A 15509-nucleotide genomic window follows, 5' to 3' on the forward strand; every position below is an offset into this window, starting at 1 on the left:
TCTCCAGCCAACTGGAGGAGATTGTGGGTCATGGCTATGCCCATTCCGGAGAATGTTCCCGAGGCGCGCGTACTGGTGGTCGACGATGAGGTCAACATCGTCGAGTTGCTCTCGGTGAGCCTCAAATTCCAGGGCTTCGAGGTCCACACCGCCTCCAACGGAGCCGCCGCGCTCGACAAGGCACGCGAGATCCGACCGGATGCGGTGATCCTCGACGTGATGATGCCCGGCATGGACGGCTTCGGGCTGTTGCGCCGGCTGCGGGCCGACGGTATCGACTGCCCGGCGCTGTTCCTGACGGCGCGCGACACGCTGCAGGACAAGATCGCCGGCCTGACGCTGGGCGGCGACGACTACGTGACGAAGCCGTTCAGCCTCGAAGAGGTGGTGGCCAGGCTGCGGGTGATCCTGCGGCGTACCGGTCGGAGCCACGACGAGCCTCGGACGTCGCGGCTGACGTTCGCCGACATCGAACTCGACGAGGACACCCATGAGGTGTGGAAGGCGGGCGAGCCGGTTTCGCTGTCGCCGACCGAGTTCACGCTGCTGCGGTACTTCATCATCAACGCGGGCACGGTGCTCTCCAAGCCGAAGATCCTCGACCACGTGTGGCGTTACGACTTCGGCGGCGACGTGAACGTCGTGGAGTCGTATGTCTCCTACCTGAGGCGCAAGGTCGACACCGGCGACAAGCGTCTGCTGCACACGCTGCGCGGGGTCGGATACGTCCTGCGGGAACCGCGGTGAGCCGACGAGCTCCGATAAGCCGACAATAGGAGCGTGACTGGTCAGGTCAGGCGTCGGAAGGGGCGGGGTGTCCCGCTGCGGGTGGCGCTGGTGGCTGCCACGCTGGTGCTGGTGGCGTGCGGTCTGCTGGCCTCGGGCGTCGCGGTCACCACGATCTTGCAGCACAGCCTGATGAACCGGGTCGACGACACCCTGCTCGATGCCTCCCGGGGGTGGGCGCAGGTGCCGAGACGGCTGCCCACCACCCCCATCGACGATCCCAACCCCGCGCGTCCGCCGTCGGACTTCTACGTCCGCGGCATCGACCCGGACGGTCACGTCTGGATGGCCGTCAACGATCGTGTCGCCGAACCCATGCTTCCCGCGGACAACGACGTCGGACCGGTACCGGTGACAGTCGGATCGGTTGATCACTCCGACGTCCAGTGGCGCGCGATGACGGTGCGGGGGTTGCGCGGCGAGCTCACGACGGTGGCCATCGACCTGTCCGATGTGAAGTCGACGATGCGGTCGCTGGTCTACGCGCAGGCGGGTATCGGTACGGCGGTCCTGCTCGTGCTCGGCGTTGCGGGCTACGCCGTGGTGCACCGCAGCCTGCGCCCGCTGGCGGAGGTCGAGCAGACAGCGGCCGCGATCGCCGCGGGCCAACTGGACCGTCGGGTACCTGAACGCGACCCGCGGACCGAAGTCGGCCGGCTGTCCCTGGCGCTCAACGGCATGCTCGCCCAGATCCAGCGTGCGATGGCGTCCTCGGAATCGTCGGCAGATCAGGCCCGCACCTCCGAGGAACGGATGCGCAGGTTCATCACCGACGCCAGTCACGAGCTGCGGACGCCGTTGACGACGATCCGCGGGTTTGCCGAGCTGTACCGGCAGGGCGCCGCCCGCGACGTCGAGATGCTGATGAGCCGTATCGAGAGCGAGTCGCGCCGGATGGGTCTGCTGGTGGAGGATCTGCTGCTGTTGGCTCAGCTCGACGCCCAGCGCCCGCTGGAACACAATCGGGTGGACCTGCTCACGCTGGCCACCGATGCGGTGCACGACGCCCAGTCGATCGCGCCGCAGCGCAGGATCCGGGTCGAGGTCTTCGACGGGCCCGGCACGCCCGAAGTGCTGGGCGACGAGGCCAGGCTGCGCCAGGTGCTGAGCAACCTGGTGGCCAATGCGCTGCAGCACACCCCGGAGAACGCAGGTGTCACGGTGCGTGTGGGCACCGACGGGGACAGCAGTGTGCTCGAGGTGTGCGACGAGGGACCGGGGATGGGTCCGGACGACGCGCAGCGCATCTTCGAGCGGTTCTACCGCGCCGACTCGTCCAGAGCGCGGGCCAGTGGTGGCACCGGTCTGGGCCTGTCGATCGTCGACTCGCTGGTGTATGCGCACGGCGGCAGCGTCAGCGTGAGCACCGCGCCTGGTCAGGGGTGCCGGTTCCGGGTCCAGCTGCCGCGGTTCGCCGACGCGGTGGCTCCGGTCAGAGCAGCTGCGCCAGCGCAGCCTTGATCTTGGTCTGCGCTTCGTCGAGTGACTCCGCCGACGGGTTGCGGTCGACGTTGGCGAAGCCGAAGTCCGACAGGTCGCGCGCGGGAAAAACGTGCACGTGCAGATGCGGCACCTCGAGGCCGGCGATGATGACGCCGGCGCGGTCGGCGGAAAACGCCTGGCAGACCGCTTTGCCGATCAGCTGGGAGACCTCCATGACCTTGCCGAACACGGCTGGCTCGAGGTTCTGCCACTGATCGATCTCGGCCCGGGGCACGACCAGCGTGTGGCCCTGCGTCATCGGCTCGATCGTCAGGAACGCCACGACCTCGTCGTCGGAGTAGACGAATCGGCCGGGGATCTCCCCGTTGATGATTTTTGTGAAGACGGTCGCCATGGCGCCCACGCTACTCAGCGGCGTGGGTCAGTCGGCGATGTGCACCGGTGGGTCGGCGAAGGCGAGATCCCCGGCCGGCAGGCCTGGACCCATCAGGCCGCAGCGCCGTTCAGGCACCAGGTACGAGCTGGCGCCGCGGGGGATCATCTTGGCGGCTGCCACACAGCGTTCCCAGGTGCCGTCGGGCTGGACGGGTCCGTCGCACTTGCTGATGACGGGTCCTCCGTACAGGCACCCGGCACCCGCCTGCGGCGCGGAGGCGAACAACCCCACCGCCGTCAACAGGGTGGTCAATCCCGCGACCACGGAGCGCTTCATGGTTGTCTCCCGTCACAGCGTCGCCGCGCATACGTGGGTGGCAGATACGGCCGACCCGATGCTACCGCCCGGGCATGCGATTTTTGCGGCCTTTGTGATGGCGGCGGCGGGAGGAGTGAAAGCCGCTGAGCACCCGACGTTTTCGACAACTCGCCGACAAGCCGGTGGCGCCTCTATAACCTGGCTGGATGCTGGGATTGATGCAGGACCGGCCGCTGATGATCTCCTCGCTCGTCGAGCACGCCGCGGCGTTTCACGCCGACACCGAGATCGTGTCCCGGACCGCGGAGGGGCACACCCGCCGCACGACGTGGTCGCAGGTCGCAGAGCAGTCCAGGCAGGTGGCCAATGCTCTGGCCGAACTCGGTATCACCGAGGGGGACCGGGTCGCCACCCTGGCCTGGAACAGTGATCGCCACCTGGCGCTGTACTTCGGGGTCTCGGGTTCGGGGGCGGTCATGCACACCGTCAACCCGCGGCTGTTCCCGGAACAGATCGTCTACATCGTCGGCCATGCCGAGGATCGGGTGCTGTTTTTCGACAGCACCTTCGCGCCGCTGGTCGGTCAGCTCGCGCCCCAGCTCGAGTCGGTGGAGACGTTCGTCGTGATGACCGACCGCGAGCACATGCCCGACATCCCCGGCATTCCCGCGGATCGTCTGCTGTGCTGGGACGAGCTCATCGGTAAGCAGTCCACGCACTACGACTGGCCCGAATTCGACGAGCGCAGCGCGTCGTCGCTGTGTTACACCTCAGGTACCACCGGAAACCCGAAAGGTGTTCTCTACTCGCATCGTTCGACGATGTTGCACACGCTGATGACCGCGGCGCGAGATGCGATCGACATCCACAGCGGATCCAGGATCCTGTTGGTGGTTCCCATGTTCCACGCCAATGCATGGGGGACTCCGTACACCGCGGCGATGGTCGGCGCGAAGCTCGTGATGCCCGGACCGCACCTGGACGGCGCGTCGGTCTACGACCTGATGAAATCCGAGGGTGTCAACCAGAGCCAAGGTGTGCCGACGGTGTGGATGATGCTGTTCGCCTATCTCGACGAGCACCCCGAGATCGACCCGCACGAACTCGGACTGCGCATCGCCGGCACCGGTGGAGCGGCTCTCCCGCAGTCGATGATCGAGCGGTTCGACCGCGACTTCGGCGCCGTGTCGATGCAGGGCTGGGGGATGACCGAGACGAGCCCGCTGTGTGTGATCGGCAGGCTGCTGCCCAAACACGAAGGGCTCTCCGAGCAGGAGCACACCCGGATCAAGCTGAAGCAGGGCCGGGGCATCTGGGGGGTGGAACTGAAGATCGTCGACGACGACGGCAACAGACTGCCCTGGGACGGAAAGGCTTTCGGTGAGGTGTGGGTGCGTGGTCCGTGGATCGCCAGCGGCTACTACCGGGGCGAGGGCGGCGACAAACTCGACGCCGAAGGGTTCTTTCCGACCGGGGACGTCGCCACGATCGACCCCGATGGTTACCTGCAGTTGGTCGACCGGGCCAAGGACGTCATCAAGTCCGGCGGTGAATGGGTCAGTTCGATCGACCTGGAGAACGCCGCCCTGGGCCACCCGGCGATCGCTGAGGCCGCCGTGATCGGGGTGGCACATCCGAAGTGGCAGGAGCGTCCGCTGCTCATCGCGGTGCTGCGCAACGGGCACAACGCCACCCGTGAGGAAGTGCTCGAGTACCTCGCCGGCCAGGTCGCCAAGTGGTGGCTGCCCGACGACGTCGTGTTCGTCGACGAGTTGCCGCACACCGCGACCGGCAAGGTGCTCAAGCTCGAGCTTCGCAAGCAGTACAGGGACCACCGATTGCCCAGCGCTGCACAACGTGAGTGACCAGTCCCGATAACGTGCTGGGTCAGGCAGGCATTCCGATCGTCTTGATGTGGAGGTACTCGGTGTAGCCCTGCGCGCCATTGCGGTAGCCCAGTCCGGATTGTCTGGTACCACCGAACGGGCTGTTGACGCCGAAGTGGGACTTGCCGTTGATGGTCACGTTGCCGGTGCGCATCCGTTCGGCCACCGCAAAGGCCCGGTCCACATCAGCGCTACTCACCTCTCCCGACAAGCCGTAGATGGTGTTGTTGGCGATCGCGACCGCCTCGTCGTCGGTGTCGTAGGGCGTGACTGTGAGCACGGGACCAAAGATCTCCTCCTGTGCCACCTGGGAATCGGGATCGACATCGGCCAACAGCGTCGGCTGAACGTAGTACCCGACAGGCAGGGTCTCCGGGATACCGCCACCGGTGACCACTCGTGCCCCTGACGCGATGCCGGACTGGATCAACCCGAGAACCTTCTTGCGCTGTGTCTCACTGATCTGTGGTCCCTGCATGTTGCCCGCAACCCACGGATCGCCCACCGGGAAGTTCTCCATACTGGCCTGCAGGATAGCCAGCCCTTCGTCATAACGTTTGCGCGGCAGCAGAATCCGGCTGGGCAGGATGCAGCTCTGACCGGACATCACGCATGCCATCATCGCCGCAAGCGGCAGTGACGCACTGAAATCGGCATCATCGAGCACGATGTGGGCAGACTTACCACCGAGTTCGAGCAGGGTCTTCTTGATGGTCGGTGCCCCGGCGGCAAGGATCGCCCGCCCGGTGGCCGTCGATCCGGTGAAGGTGATCATGTCGACCCGCGGATCTGCCGACAGCGCGGCGCCGACCTCGTTGGCGTTCGCGGTCACCACGTTGAAGACGCCGGCGGGGATGTCGGTCTCCTCGGCGACGATGCGCCCCAGCTCGCTTCCGGACCACGGAGTCAGCTGCGCTGGCTTGAGTACCACGGTATTGCCGGCCATCAACGCGGGGACGGTCTCGGCGATGTTGAGATAGAACGGCACGTTCCACGGAGTGATCGCCCCGACCACGCCGACAGGCTCGTAGTGCAGTTTCCGTCGGGCGGGCCCCAGCTGGGTGTCGTGCACCCCGGTGTCGACCAGGTGCTCGAAGTCCCGGCCGTGTTCGGCCCAGTGCTTGACCTCGTCGATCGGGCTCTCGATCTGGCTCCCGGTCACGGAGACAGGACAGCCCACCTCGGTGATCAGGACCCGGCGCAGTCGCTCCTTGTTGCGGTCCAGCGCCTCGTGCAACTGGCTGAGGCAGTGAAAGCGGAATCCGGCATCACGCGACCATTCGGTGCGGTCGAATGCGCGCCGCGCTGCGCCGATCGCGCGCTCCATGTCGGCCACCGTCGCGTCGGTCGCGTCTCCGGCCTGCTGTTCGGTGGCTGGATGCTCGACGCCGAACATCGCGCCGCTCTCCGTGAGTTGCAGCTCGCCGTCGATCAACATCCGCGGCTCGCCCGCGAGCGGGCCGTTCTCAGGCTGTGCAGTGGTCATCGCTATCCCTCACTCGGCGTCGTGTTCCATCGACTCTAATGTCATAGAGACCGAAAAAGCACCACTTGTGTTGAGATACAGCAATGTTGCAGTTCCGAGCGCTGGCATTCCCACAAAGACTGCGGACGATCACCCGCGCTTGATCGCACGATTCCTGTGGGTTGCCCCCGCAAACTCCGTCCCGACTCCCCTGACGATGGCGGAGATGTAGAAGTCCAGTTCGACGGCGGTCTGGACTGAACGGTTCGCCGTCGCCAGGGAGAGCATGACGCCGCCGACGAATGTCGTGACCGCGTACGTCTGAGCGTCGACCACCGCTGAATCGGTCTTGCTCCCCGGCGGCTGGAGCTGCACGACCGCGTCGCGGATCAGGGCGGAGAACACCTCGGTGTAGCCACGGAGAGCCTCGGCGAGCACGGGATCGCGTGCGGCCTGTAGGCCGAGCTCATTGCGCGCCTTCGTTCGGACAAGACGCACTCCGGTCGCCGATCGCGCGACCAGGGCAGCCAACCCCGAAGGCCGAGACGCGTCGCGGGCTTCGCGGGTTGCGGCCGTCAGATCCTTGAGGTCCAGTTCGGCGACCCGTTCGGCAACAGCGCGCAGCAGTGCAGAGCTTGTCCGGAAGTAGAACGACGTGGTCCCGTCCGGAAGTGCGGCGGCACGATCGATCCTCAGGTGGGTGGCGTTCTTCAGTCCGCCCTCGGCAAGCAGGCGGATCGCGACGTCGCACAGAGTTCGACGACGCTGTACTGGGTTCGGACTCCGTCGCGTGGTCACGGTGAAGTTTAACGGTTGCCTTCTGTCGCTCTATCGCAATAGAGTCGGGTGGATCCCGAGAGTGCTCCGGGCGCCACGACATCGGAGTCGCTGTATGCAACTCGTCTTCAACCTTCCCCACATGCTCCGGCTCAAAGCGATGTCGCAGCCGTGGGAGGGATCGGTGACGGGCGCAGACCAGACCCGGATGGCCAAGTGCGCGGATGCGTGGGGTTACGACATGATCGCCGTGCCGGAACACTTTGTCATCCCGGTCGAACATGTCGAGTTGTCGGGACCGCACTACCTGCAGTCCACGGTTGCCCAGGCGTATCTCGCCGGTGCGACCGAACGGATACGGCTCAACTCGTGCATCACCGTGCTGCCGCTGCAGCATCCGATCGTCTTGGCCAAAGCGCTGGCCACCGCCGACTGGATGAGCAGCGGCAGGATGATGGTCACGTTCGGCGTGGGGTGGCTCGAGGGCGAGTTCGAGGCGCTCGGTGTTCCGTTTCGCGAACGCGGCGCCATGGCGGATGAATATCTCGCGGTGATCAAGGAACTGTGGACCAGCGACTCCCCGCACTTCGACGGGAAGTACGTCTCCTTCGGGGAAATGGCGTTCGAGCCCAAGCCGGTCCAGAAACCGCACCTCCCCATCTGGATAGGTGGCGATGCCGACGCGGCGTTGCGCAGGGCCGCGAAGTTCGCCTCCGGATGGTGGTCGTTCCTCACGCCGCCGGAGAAGATCGCAGACCGGGTGGACTTCATCAAATCCCAGCCCCACTACGACGGACGCCCCTTCGATGTCGTGCACGGACTCGGCACGAGACGAGTGGGCGAAGGCCACGTCGTGCAGGACGACCCCGACGGTCGTCCCGGAATGAGCGAGACAGAGATCGTCGACCGCCTGAGTTGGCTGGGCGAGCAGGGAGTCACGGTCAGCGCGGTGCCGATTCCGCCTGTCGGCGGCGTCGACGAATACCTCGACTACGCGCAGTGGGTGATCGAGGTCATCAAACCGCAAGTGCCCTGAACTTCGCGGCGATCTCCTCGATCGACCACGGCGGTGAGTCGTGGTGGTCCCGGTAGGCGATGATCGCCGGTGTCGGGCGGTCGAACCGGCCAACGAAACCGCCTGCGGCGATGAAGATCTGGCCCGTCACGTGCTCGGCGAGATCGCTGACGAGGTAGGCATACGTGGGTGCCACATACTCCGGCGGCGCGGCGTCGAGCGCGCCCTGGGTGCTCACCTCGTCGAGCAGGCCGCGACGGTTGAGCTCGGCGATGTGCGACTCGTAGTCGGGTCCCGTGGAGAGCCGTGTCTTCGCCCCGGGGCACACCACGTTGGCCCGCACCCCGTACTCCTTGAGCTCAGCGGCGACGGCGAGGGTCAGGCCGTTCACCGCACCCTTGCCCGCCGGATATCCGGTGCCCCCGTAGTCGCCGAGGTAGGCGAACGAGCTGGTGTTGACGATGGCGCCCGAGCGCTGTTCCGCCATCCGCGGCGCTGCGGCGCGGCACATCTCGAACGCGGTGCTCAGGTGGGCGTCGAGCAGGTCGTGGAACTGTTCGGACGTGACGGTCAGAATCGACGACCCGGCCGGCTCAGCGGTGCCCGCGCAGTTGATCACGATGTCGATGCGGCCGAACTCGCGCGCACACGTCTGGACCAACGCGTCGGCGACCGCTGGGTCGGCGGGGGATCCGGGATGGCAGACCGCGCCTGGGATGTGTTGCGCCGCTTGCGCGGCCGCCTCTTCATCGCGGCCGTTGACCACGACCCCGGCGCCGAGACCGGCCAGCAGTTCGGAGACCGCCAAGCCGACCCCGCGACTGCCGCCGACGACAACGGCACCGCGGCCCGCGAGCGCCCCCGAGGGCCCTGGGTTAATCCGTGCTCTCGTTCTGCGTGAACGCCATCGCGTCCATGTTCCAGTAGCCGCGCAGGTTGGTGATCAGCCCGGCGTCGTCGACCCGGTAGGTGAACACGCCCCGGACGGTCGCCACGAATCCGTTCGGGAACGTGGTCTCCAGCACCAGGATGTAGGCGATCTCCGTCGGACTGCTCGACGGGAACGTCTCTTCGGCGGTGATACGGAGTCGGTTAGGGCCGATGTTGGCGTCGTAGAAGGCCGCGAGGGCTTCCTTGCCGCGCACTCCGGTGCCGTCGGGGTTGGTGACGGCCTCCCCGATCGGATCCTCGACGACAATGTCGTCGGACATCAGCGCCAGCCAGCCCTCCCGGTCACCGGACTGCACGCACTGCCAGGACTTCTGTGATGCGGCGACAACCGGTGCCAGCTCAGCCGTTTCCGTCATGTGACTCCTTCTTTCGCCGGAATTGCATTCCAGCAGAGCTCCACTCGAACTTTCGCTGCTGGAATGCAATTCCGCGGAGGGTTTGGGGAACTACCGATCAGCGGCGGTGTAGCGGATCACGCCACGGATGTTCTTGCCCTCGAGCATGTCCTGGTAGCCCTCGTTGATCTGCTCCAGCTTGTACTGCCGGGTGACCATATCGTCGAGGTTGAGCCGACCGGCCTTGTACATCGACAGCAGCTGCGGGATGTCGTGGTGGGGGTTGCCGCCACCGAAGATGGTGCCCTGCAGGTTCTTCTGCAGCAGGGTCAACATGGCCAGGTTCAAGGTGACGGTCGACTCCATCATATTGGCCACTGCGGTGACGACGCAGGTGCCGCCCTTCGCGGTCATGTTGAGGTAGTTGTCGATGTCCTCGCCCTTGAGCTCACCGGTGGTGATGATGGTCTTGCTGGCCATCTGTCCGTGGGTGACCTCGGCGATGCCCATCATCGCCGTGGCGAGATCGGGGTAGGCATGCGTCGCACCGAACTTCAGTGCCTGATCGCGCTTCCACTCGACCGGGTCGATCGCGAAGATGTTGCGCGCGCCTGCGGTCAACGCACCCTGCAGGGCTCCCATTCCGACACCGCCGATGCCGGCGATGGCGACGTCGTCGCCCGGGCGGACGTCCGCGCTGCGGACTGCCGAGCCGTAGCCGGTGGTCACGCCGCACCCGACCAGGCAGGCGACCTCGAACGGGATGGACGGGTCGATCTTCACGACCGAGCTCTTGTGGACGACCATGTAGGGGCTGAACGTGCCCAGCAGGGTCATCGGGATGACCGGCTTGCCGTTGGCCGTCACGCGATGGGTTCCATCCGACACGGCGGTGCCGGTCAGCAGCAGTGCGCCCAGGTCGCACAGGTTGCGCTTACCGCTCTGACACGTCGGACACTCACCGCACGACGGGATGAACGACAGCACGACGTGGTCGCCGACCGCGACGTTCTCCACACCGGGCCCGACCTCGGTCACGACGCCTGCGCCTTCGTGTCCGCCGAGCACCGGGAAACCTGCCATCGGAATGTCGCCGGTGACCAGGTGGTGGTCGGAATGGCACATGCCCGACGCTTCCATCTGGATCTTCACCTCGTCCTTGACGGGATCACCGATCTCGATCTCCTCGATCGACCACGGCTGGTTGAAATCCCAGATCAGAGCGCCTTTGGTCTTCATATCTCCTGCTTTCGACTAGAGCCCGTGGCTCAAGACTAGAGGCTCTAGTTAGCCACATCACGTACCCCCCAAGCAACCGCTTGGGTGGGAGCTACCAGATCGGGGTGGGGGCCTCACCGAGCGGGTAGTAGCCGGGCAGCTTCTCCCCGGCCATCGACCGCTCGATGCGTTTCTGCATGGTGGGCGTGAGGTCTCCGGACTCGATCAGCTTCACGAACGCCTTCTGCACGTGCCCGAAGTCGAAGAAGTCCCGCTGCCACTCGATGAGCAACTGATCGTTGAGCCGGAACCAGCTGCCGCCGATGCCGTAGATCTCGTCGCGGGTGCCGTCGCTCTTGTTGGCGATCTGCTTCCAGAAGCCGACGATCTCGTTCTGCTTCTCGTCGATCAGCGTCTTCTGGTACTCGTAGACCCAGTTCTCCAGGCCCTCCATCTCCAGGCCCAGCGCGACGTCGCGGATCTCGTCGCGACCGATGCACATGACGTCTTCCTTGGGGCCGATGTTCCAGCCGTAGGTGGCGTCTTCGGTGTAGAAGTCCGCCATCGGCTTCCAGTCGCCGGCCGCCTCGGCATCGCGGTTGGCCTTCAGCCAGCGCTCGACCCAGTCTTCCAGTTCTTGTCTCGACGCCATTGTCAGGTCTCCTTCTCGGTCACGGAAATTGCTTGGGTGGGACACATCTCGATCGCCCGCTCGACATCCTCACGGATCTCGTCGGGTGGTTCGGAGTCGAGGATCTCGACGACGCCGCGCTTGGGCACCCGGAACACATCCGGTGCTTCCAGTTCGCACATGGCGTGGCCCTGGCACAGGTCTTCGTCGAGTTCTACGCGGTAGCAACCCATGGGGGTCAGTCCTTTTCGACTCGCCTGCGATAGCGCACCTTCGCCGGCTGCGCCAGCTGCACGACCATCTTGGAGTGGTCATTGCGGTAGCTGTCGGCGGGCTGAGACATCTCGAACTCGTACTCGCGCAACAAGACCGAGAAGATCGCCTTGATCTGCATCTGGGCGAAAGCCGCTCCGACACAGCGATGCTTACCCGCGCCGAAAGGGATCCACGTCCACCTGTTGGCGAGGTCTTCCTGACGTGGCTTCTGGTAACGGTCGGGGTCGAAGTCGTCCGGGTTGGGAAAGTCCTCGGCGATTCGATTCGAGATCGCCGGCGATGCGGCGACGAACTGTCCCTTGTGAATCGGGAAGCCCGCCACCTCGAACTCGTCCTGCGCGACGCGCATCAGGATGATCAGCGGTGGATGGAGGCGCAACGTCTCCTTGAGCGAATTGTCGAGCTTCGGAATCTGGCGCAGCGCATGGAAACTCACCTCCTGGCCATCGGCGTAGAGCTCGTCGAGTTCCTGCTGAACCTGCGCGTACACCTCGGGGTTGCGGAGCAACTCGATCAATGTCCACGACGAGGTACCCGAGCTGGTGTGGTGCCCGGCGAACATCAGTGAGATGAACATGCCGGTGACTTCGTTGGCAGTGAACCGGGAGTTGCCCTCGTCGTCCTTGATCGAGACCAGCACGTCGAGCAGGTCACGATCCTCTTTGCCCTTGGGCGGGTTGGCGATTCGCCCGTCCATGATCTCCTGCACCAGCGCAACGAGTTTCACGCGTGACTCGTCGCGGATGCGGAAGCTCTCGATGTCGAGATAGGGGTCGACGTAGCAGAGCGGATCGGTGCCACGCTCCAGTTGGTGGTAGTACTCGGCAAACCGGCGATCGAGCTGCTCGCGGAACTTCAGTCCGATCAGGCAGGCCGTCGAGGTGTAGATCGTCAGCTCGGAGAAGAAGTCGAGCAGTTCGATCTCGCCTTCGTCGCCCCAGTCGGCGATGATCTTCTTGACCTCGTTCTCGATGGTCGCCGCGTGACCCTTCATCTGCTCACCGCGTAGTGCGGTGTTGTGCAGCATCTCCGCCCGACGCTCGGGGTCGGCGTCGAACACCACGCCCTCACCGAAGATCGGTGTCATGAAGGGATAGGCCTCGGCCTGGTTCAGTTCAGCGTCACTGGAGCGGAAGAAGAACTCGTTGGCCTCGGATCCGGACAGCATGACTACCTGCTTGCCGGCCAGCTGGAACCAGCCGACATCCCCGCACTCCTCGCGGATCCGCTTCATCAGGCCGATCGGGTCGGTGCGGAACTCCTCGAGGTGGCCGTGTTCTTCTTGGCCGCCGGAAACGCGGGAGACCTCTTTTGTGATCGTCATCAGCTCAGGTTCTCCTCGTTCAGGGTCAGCTTCTGTCGCTCAGCCGGGGCGGTGTTCAGCGGGGCCTCGGGTTGGAGCTCCATGTTGGCGATGAACCCACCACGTGGCGTCTCGGCGACGAACGTGATGGCCCGCGCCAGATCGGCCGCCCGTAGGAAGTAGTCGTGCCGGGCCTGGCCCCACTTCGCCCAATCCTCGAGGGCGGGGCCGATCAGTTCGGCAGGCAGGCTCCAGCCCATCGACGTCTTGGTCGGTCCCGGATGCACGATCGAGGCCCGGACACCGGTGCCCTCGAGTTCCATCTGGAAGTTGGTGACCATCGCGACGAGCGCTGCCTTGGCTGCCCCGTACGCGCCCATGTGCGGCCGCTGGCGCAGTGCCACATCGGATCCCACGAAGATCAAGTCGCCACGCTGGCGTTCGATCATGCCCGGCAGCACGGCACCGGCCACCCGGTTGGCGCCGATCAGGTGGATCTGGATCTGCGACTCGAACTGCTCGGTGCTGATCGAGTCGAGCTTGCCGAAGTACGTGTCACCCGCGCCGGCGACCAGCACCTCGATATCGCCCAGTTCCGAGGTCGTCTGCTCGACGCAGGCCTTGACCGAGTCCGGATCGGTGACGTCGAGGTGCACCGCGATGGCTTCGCCGCCCTCGGCGCGGATCTGGTCGACGAGTTCCTGACACTTCTCCACCCGACGGGCGCCGAGGGCGACCGGAAAGCCATGGGAGGCAAGGTCGATCGCGGTCGCCGCGCCGATCCCGGAGGAGGCGCCGGCGACCAGGGCGGGTCGGCGGCCTGGGAGGGGTTCAAAACGAGGCATCTGCGTCCTTTCAGCGGACCTGGAGGGACATCGGTAGATGGGCGAATCCGCGCACGTTGCTGGAGTGGACGCGGACCGAGTTGGCCTCGTCGACCTCGTAGCCGCGGATTCGCTTGAACAACTCGGCAAGGGCCACTCGCGCCTCCATCCGGGCGAGGTGCGCGCCCAGGCAGAAGTGTGCGCCACTACCGAAACTCATCAACTTGGAACCGATCTCACGCCCGATGACGAAGTCGTCGGGGTTCTCGAAGACCCGCTCGTCGCGGTGCGCGGAGCCCGGAAGAAGTAGCAGCACGTCACCGTCGGGGATGGTGGTGTCGTACAGGGTGAGCTCCCCGGAGACCATGCGGGCCAGGATCTGGCTGGAGGTGTCGTAGCGCAGGGTCTCCTCGACCCACAACGGAATCCGGGCCTCGTCCTGGTAGACCGGGGCGAGCTGGTCCGGATTCTTGTGTCCCCAGAACGCGGCGTTGGCAAGCAATTTGGTGGTCGTCTCGTTGCCGGCGATCACCATCAGGAACATGAACCCGATGATCTCCTCATCGGTGAGCCGGTCACCGTCGATCTCGGCTTCCAACAGCGCCGAGGTCAGATCGTCGGTGAGTTTCTTGCGGCGGTCTGCCACCATGTCCTGGTAGTAGACGATCAGGTTCAGCGAGGCCTCGATGGCCGCGGCGGGCACGTCGTTGACCCCGTCCTCGCGGTGCATCACGCCGTCGGCCCAGGCGCGGACCTGGTCGCGGTCGGCCTGCGGGACACCCATCAGTTCGGAGATGACATCCATCGGCAGCTTGCCCGCGAACTCACCGACATAATCAACGACGCCGCTGTTGGCCTTCTCGATCATCACGTCGAGATGCTGCACCGCGATCTCGGTGACCCGGGGCTCCAGTTCACGGATCCGGCGGGGGGTGAACCCCTTGGACACCAGCGTGCGCAGCCGGAGATGGTCCGGATCGTCCATCGCCAGAAACGACATCGTCTTGGAGGCGTGCGGTCCGCGAGAGACCGGATCCAGGGATACGCCCTCGCGGTTGGACAGTGTGGTGCTGTTGCGGAAGCCCTGCAACACATCCCGATGGCGCGACACCGCCCAGAACCCGAGCTCCTCGTTCCGGTACAGCGGTGCCTCGTCGCGCAGCCGCTGGTAGTACGGGTAGGGGTCCTCGTGGAAGTCGTAGTCGTAGGGATCGAGAATGACGTCGCTCACGGCGCCGCTGTTGGTGGTCATCGGTCCTCCCCGACGATGAGGCCGACCACGTAGCTCAGGCGATCGGCGATCTGGTGATAGGTGAACGCCCCACTTCCGGCGTTGACCAGCGCGCCGAAGAATGTCATCTCCAACGCGGCCAGCGTGCGTGGATCCGCGTCAGGGCCGACGGCCGCGCGAATTCGGCGGTGGATCTCGCTGCCGATCCGCTCGCGAACGGCGCGCACCGCGGCATCGTTGCCGGAGAGCAGTGCCGTCGTGCATGCCGCAGCGACCTCGGGATCGTCGGCAAGCGTGAGGGCCATGCTGCGAAGGGTCTTCTCCACGCGGGTGGCCCTGCTGTCGTTGACGTCGGTGAAGTACTCGACCTGCCGCATGAGGTCCAGGTAGACCTCAGCGATCAGGTGGTTCTTCGACGAGAAGTAGGTGTAGGCGGTGGCCGGGGCGACCTTGGCCCTGGCGGCGACCGCGCGCACCGTCAGATCTGCATACGACGACTCACGCAGCATCTCGACGCCGGCCGACAGGACTTTGCGGAAAGTCTCTTCCTGTCGTCGATTGCGGGGATTCGGCTGCGCCTGAGCTGCGAGTGCGGCGGCTGCATCACTGGACACATGTCCAAGTTATCGGACGCGACGGTCCGTAGGCAAGCGTATCCGCGAAAGGCCAGTTCA

Annotated in this window: 17 protein-coding genes; 4 read left to right on the plus strand and 13 right to left on the minus strand. The window is 65.3% G+C overall.

Annotated elements, in window-relative coordinates; genetic code table 11:
• Positions 1–30 precede the first annotated feature (30 nt).
• Together ABDC78_RS20710 and ABDC78_RS20715 are read left to right on the plus strand one after the other, a co-directional pair.
• Positions 31–747 (plus strand): response regulator transcription factor, encoded by a 717-nt coding sequence (locus ABDC78_RS20710; protein ID WP_178361730.1) that lies wholly within the window; start codon positions 31–33, stop codon positions 745–747.
• A 33-nt stretch (positions 748–780) separates the two neighbouring features.
• The gene (locus tag ABDC78_RS20715) at positions 781–2247 is read left to right on the plus strand and encodes a HAMP domain-containing sensor histidine kinase (protein WP_178361731.1); all 1467 of its coding nucleotides are present in this window, start codon (positions 781–783) and stop codon (positions 2245–2247) included.
• Here the strand turns inward: ABDC78_RS20715 and ABDC78_RS20720 are convergent.
• Complete coding sequence (locus tag ABDC78_RS20720; protein ID WP_178361732.1) at positions 2219–2623, minus strand: HIT family protein; 405 nt, start codon at positions 2621–2623, stop codon at positions 2219–2221. The two genes, ABDC78_RS20715 and ABDC78_RS20720, sit on opposite strands and share 29 nt — an antisense overlap.
• Positions 2624–2650: 27 nt before the next feature.
• The gene (locus ABDC78_RS20725) at positions 2651–2941 is read right to left on the minus strand and encodes a hypothetical protein (RefSeq protein WP_178361733.1); all 291 of its coding nucleotides are present in this window, start codon (positions 2939–2941) and stop codon (positions 2651–2653) included.
• A gap of 188 nt (positions 2942–3129) precedes the next feature.
• On the opposite strand from ABDC78_RS20725, the gene ABDC78_RS20730 reads away from it, so the two are divergent.
• Complete coding sequence (locus ABDC78_RS20730; RefSeq protein WP_178361734.1) at positions 3130–4788, plus strand: long-chain-fatty-acid--CoA ligase; 1659 nt, start codon at positions 3130–3132, stop codon at positions 4786–4788.
• 22 nt (positions 4789–4810) lie between these two features.
• Here ABDC78_RS20730 and ABDC78_RS20735 read toward each other — a convergent pair whose 3' ends face one another.
• Positions 4811–6295 carry an aldehyde dehydrogenase family protein gene (locus ABDC78_RS20735; protein WP_178361735.1) on the minus strand — a complete coding sequence of 495 codons (1485 nt, stop codon included), beginning with the start codon at positions 6293–6295 and terminating at the stop codon, positions 4811–4813.
• A 129-nt stretch (positions 6296–6424) separates the two neighbouring features.
• Positions 6425–7072, minus strand: coding sequence for a TetR/AcrR family transcriptional regulator (locus ABDC78_RS20740; RefSeq protein ID WP_178361736.1), 648 nt, complete (start codon positions 7070–7072; stop codon positions 6425–6427).
• A 94-nt stretch (positions 7073–7166) separates the two neighbouring features.
• On the opposite strand from ABDC78_RS20740, the gene ABDC78_RS20745 reads away from it, so the two are divergent.
• A complete protein-coding gene (locus ABDC78_RS20745; protein WP_178361737.1) occupies positions 7167–8087 on the plus strand; it encodes a TIGR03619 family F420-dependent LLM class oxidoreductase in 921 nt (306 codons plus the stop codon).
• Here ABDC78_RS20745 and ABDC78_RS20750 read toward each other — a convergent pair.
• The 9 genes from ABDC78_RS20750 to ABDC78_RS20790 all read right to left on the minus strand — a co-directional run bounded on the left by ABDC78_RS20750 (position 8068) and on the right by ABDC78_RS20790 (position 15449).
• Positions 8068–8874 carry an SDR family oxidoreductase gene (locus tag ABDC78_RS20750; protein ID WP_218621396.1) on the minus strand — a complete coding sequence of 269 codons (807 nt, stop codon included), beginning with the start codon at positions 8872–8874 and terminating at the stop codon, positions 8068–8070. The two genes, ABDC78_RS20745 and ABDC78_RS20750, sit on opposite strands and share 20 nt — an antisense overlap.
• Before the next feature lie 67 nt (positions 8875–8941).
• Positions 8942–9373, minus strand: a complete 432-nt coding sequence (locus ABDC78_RS20755) for a nuclear transport factor 2 family protein (RefSeq protein ID WP_178361738.1) — start codon at positions 9371–9373, stop codon at positions 8942–8944.
• Positions 9374–9463: 90 nt separating this feature from the next.
• On the minus strand, positions 9464–10591 hold the full coding sequence (locus ABDC78_RS20760) for an NDMA-dependent alcohol dehydrogenase (protein WP_178361739.1): 1128 nt from the start codon (positions 10589–10591) through the stop codon (positions 9464–9466).
• 91 nt (positions 10592–10682) lie between these two features.
• Positions 10683–11222, minus strand: coding sequence for a nuclear transport factor 2 family protein (locus ABDC78_RS20765; RefSeq protein ID WP_178361740.1), 540 nt, complete (start codon positions 11220–11222; stop codon positions 10683–10685).
• 2 nt (positions 11223–11224) lie between these two features.
• The gene (locus tag ABDC78_RS20770) at positions 11225–11434 is read right to left on the minus strand and encodes a ferredoxin (RefSeq protein WP_178361741.1); all 210 of its coding nucleotides are present in this window, start codon (positions 11432–11434) and stop codon (positions 11225–11227) included.
• A 5-nt stretch (positions 11435–11439) separates the two neighbouring features.
• Positions 11440–12801: a cytochrome P450 gene (locus ABDC78_RS20775; RefSeq protein ID WP_178361742.1), complete on the minus strand. Its 1362-nt coding sequence runs from the start codon at positions 12799–12801 to the stop codon at positions 11440–11442.
• Positions 12801–13625 carry an SDR family oxidoreductase gene (locus tag ABDC78_RS20780; protein ID WP_178361743.1) on the minus strand — a complete coding sequence of 275 codons (825 nt, stop codon included), beginning with the start codon at positions 13623–13625 and terminating at the stop codon, positions 12801–12803. The genes ABDC78_RS20775 and ABDC78_RS20780 overlap by 1 nt, the downstream gene beginning before the upstream one ends.
• A 10-nt stretch (positions 13626–13635) precedes the next feature.
• Complete coding sequence (locus ABDC78_RS20785; protein ID WP_178361744.1) at positions 13636–14856, minus strand: cytochrome P450; 1221 nt, start codon at positions 14854–14856, stop codon at positions 13636–13638.
• The gene (locus tag ABDC78_RS20790) at positions 14853–15449 is read right to left on the minus strand and encodes a TetR/AcrR family transcriptional regulator (protein ID WP_178361745.1); all 597 of its coding nucleotides are present in this window, start codon (positions 15447–15449) and stop codon (positions 14853–14855) included. The genes ABDC78_RS20785 and ABDC78_RS20790 overlap by 4 nt, the downstream gene beginning before the upstream one ends.
• Between the last annotated feature and the right edge of the window lie 60 nt (positions 15450–15509).

This window comes from Mycobacterium sp. DL (assembly GCF_039729195.1).
GTDB lineage: Bacteria > Actinomycetota > Actinomycetes > Mycobacteriales > Mycobacteriaceae > Mycobacterium > Mycobacterium hippocampi_A.

Coding starts and splice junctions, on each gene's coding strand:
- ABDC78_RS20710 (WP_178361730.1), top strand. CDS start 31: ATGGCTATGCCCATTCCGGAGAATGTTCCCGAGGCGCGCGTACTGGTG.
- ABDC78_RS20720 (WP_178361732.1), bottom strand. CDS start 2,623: ATGGCGACCGTCTTCACAAAAATCATCAACGGGGAGATCCCCGGCCGA.
- ABDC78_RS20725 (WP_178361733.1), bottom strand. CDS start 2,941: ATGAAGCGCTCCGTGGTCGCGGGATTGACCACCCTGTTGACGGCGGTG.
- ABDC78_RS20730 (WP_178361734.1), top strand. CDS start 3,130: ATGCTGGGATTGATGCAGGACCGGCCGCTGATGATCTCCTCGCTCGTC.
- ABDC78_RS20735 (WP_178361735.1), bottom strand. CDS start 6,295: ATGACCACTGCACAGCCTGAGAACGGCCCGCTCGCGGGCGAGCCGCGG.
- ABDC78_RS20745 (WP_178361737.1), top strand. CDS start 7,167: ATGCAACTCGTCTTCAACCTTCCCCACATGCTCCGGCTCAAAGCGATG.
- ABDC78_RS20755 (WP_178361738.1), bottom strand. CDS start 9,373: ATGACGGAAACGGCTGAGCTGGCACCGGTTGTCGCCGCATCACAGAAG.
- ABDC78_RS20760 (WP_178361739.1), bottom strand. CDS start 10,591: ATGAAGACCAAAGGCGCTCTGATCTGGGATTTCAACCAGCCGTGGTCG.
- ABDC78_RS20765 (WP_178361740.1), bottom strand. CDS start 11,222: ATGGCGTCGAGACAAGAACTGGAAGACTGGGTCGAGCGCTGGCTGAAG.
- ABDC78_RS20770 (WP_178361741.1), bottom strand. CDS start 11,434: ATGGGTTGCTACCGCGTAGAACTCGACGAAGACCTGTGCCAGGGCCAC.
- ABDC78_RS20775 (WP_178361742.1), bottom strand. CDS start 12,801: ATGACGATCACAAAAGAGGTCTCCCGCGTTTCCGGCGGCCAAGAAGAA.
- ABDC78_RS20780 (WP_178361743.1), bottom strand. CDS start 13,625: ATGCCTCGTTTTGAACCCCTCCCAGGCCGCCGACCCGCCCTGGTCGCC.
- ABDC78_RS20785 (WP_178361744.1), bottom strand. CDS start 14,856: ATGACCACCAACAGCGGCGCCGTGAGCGACGTCATTCTCGATCCCTAC.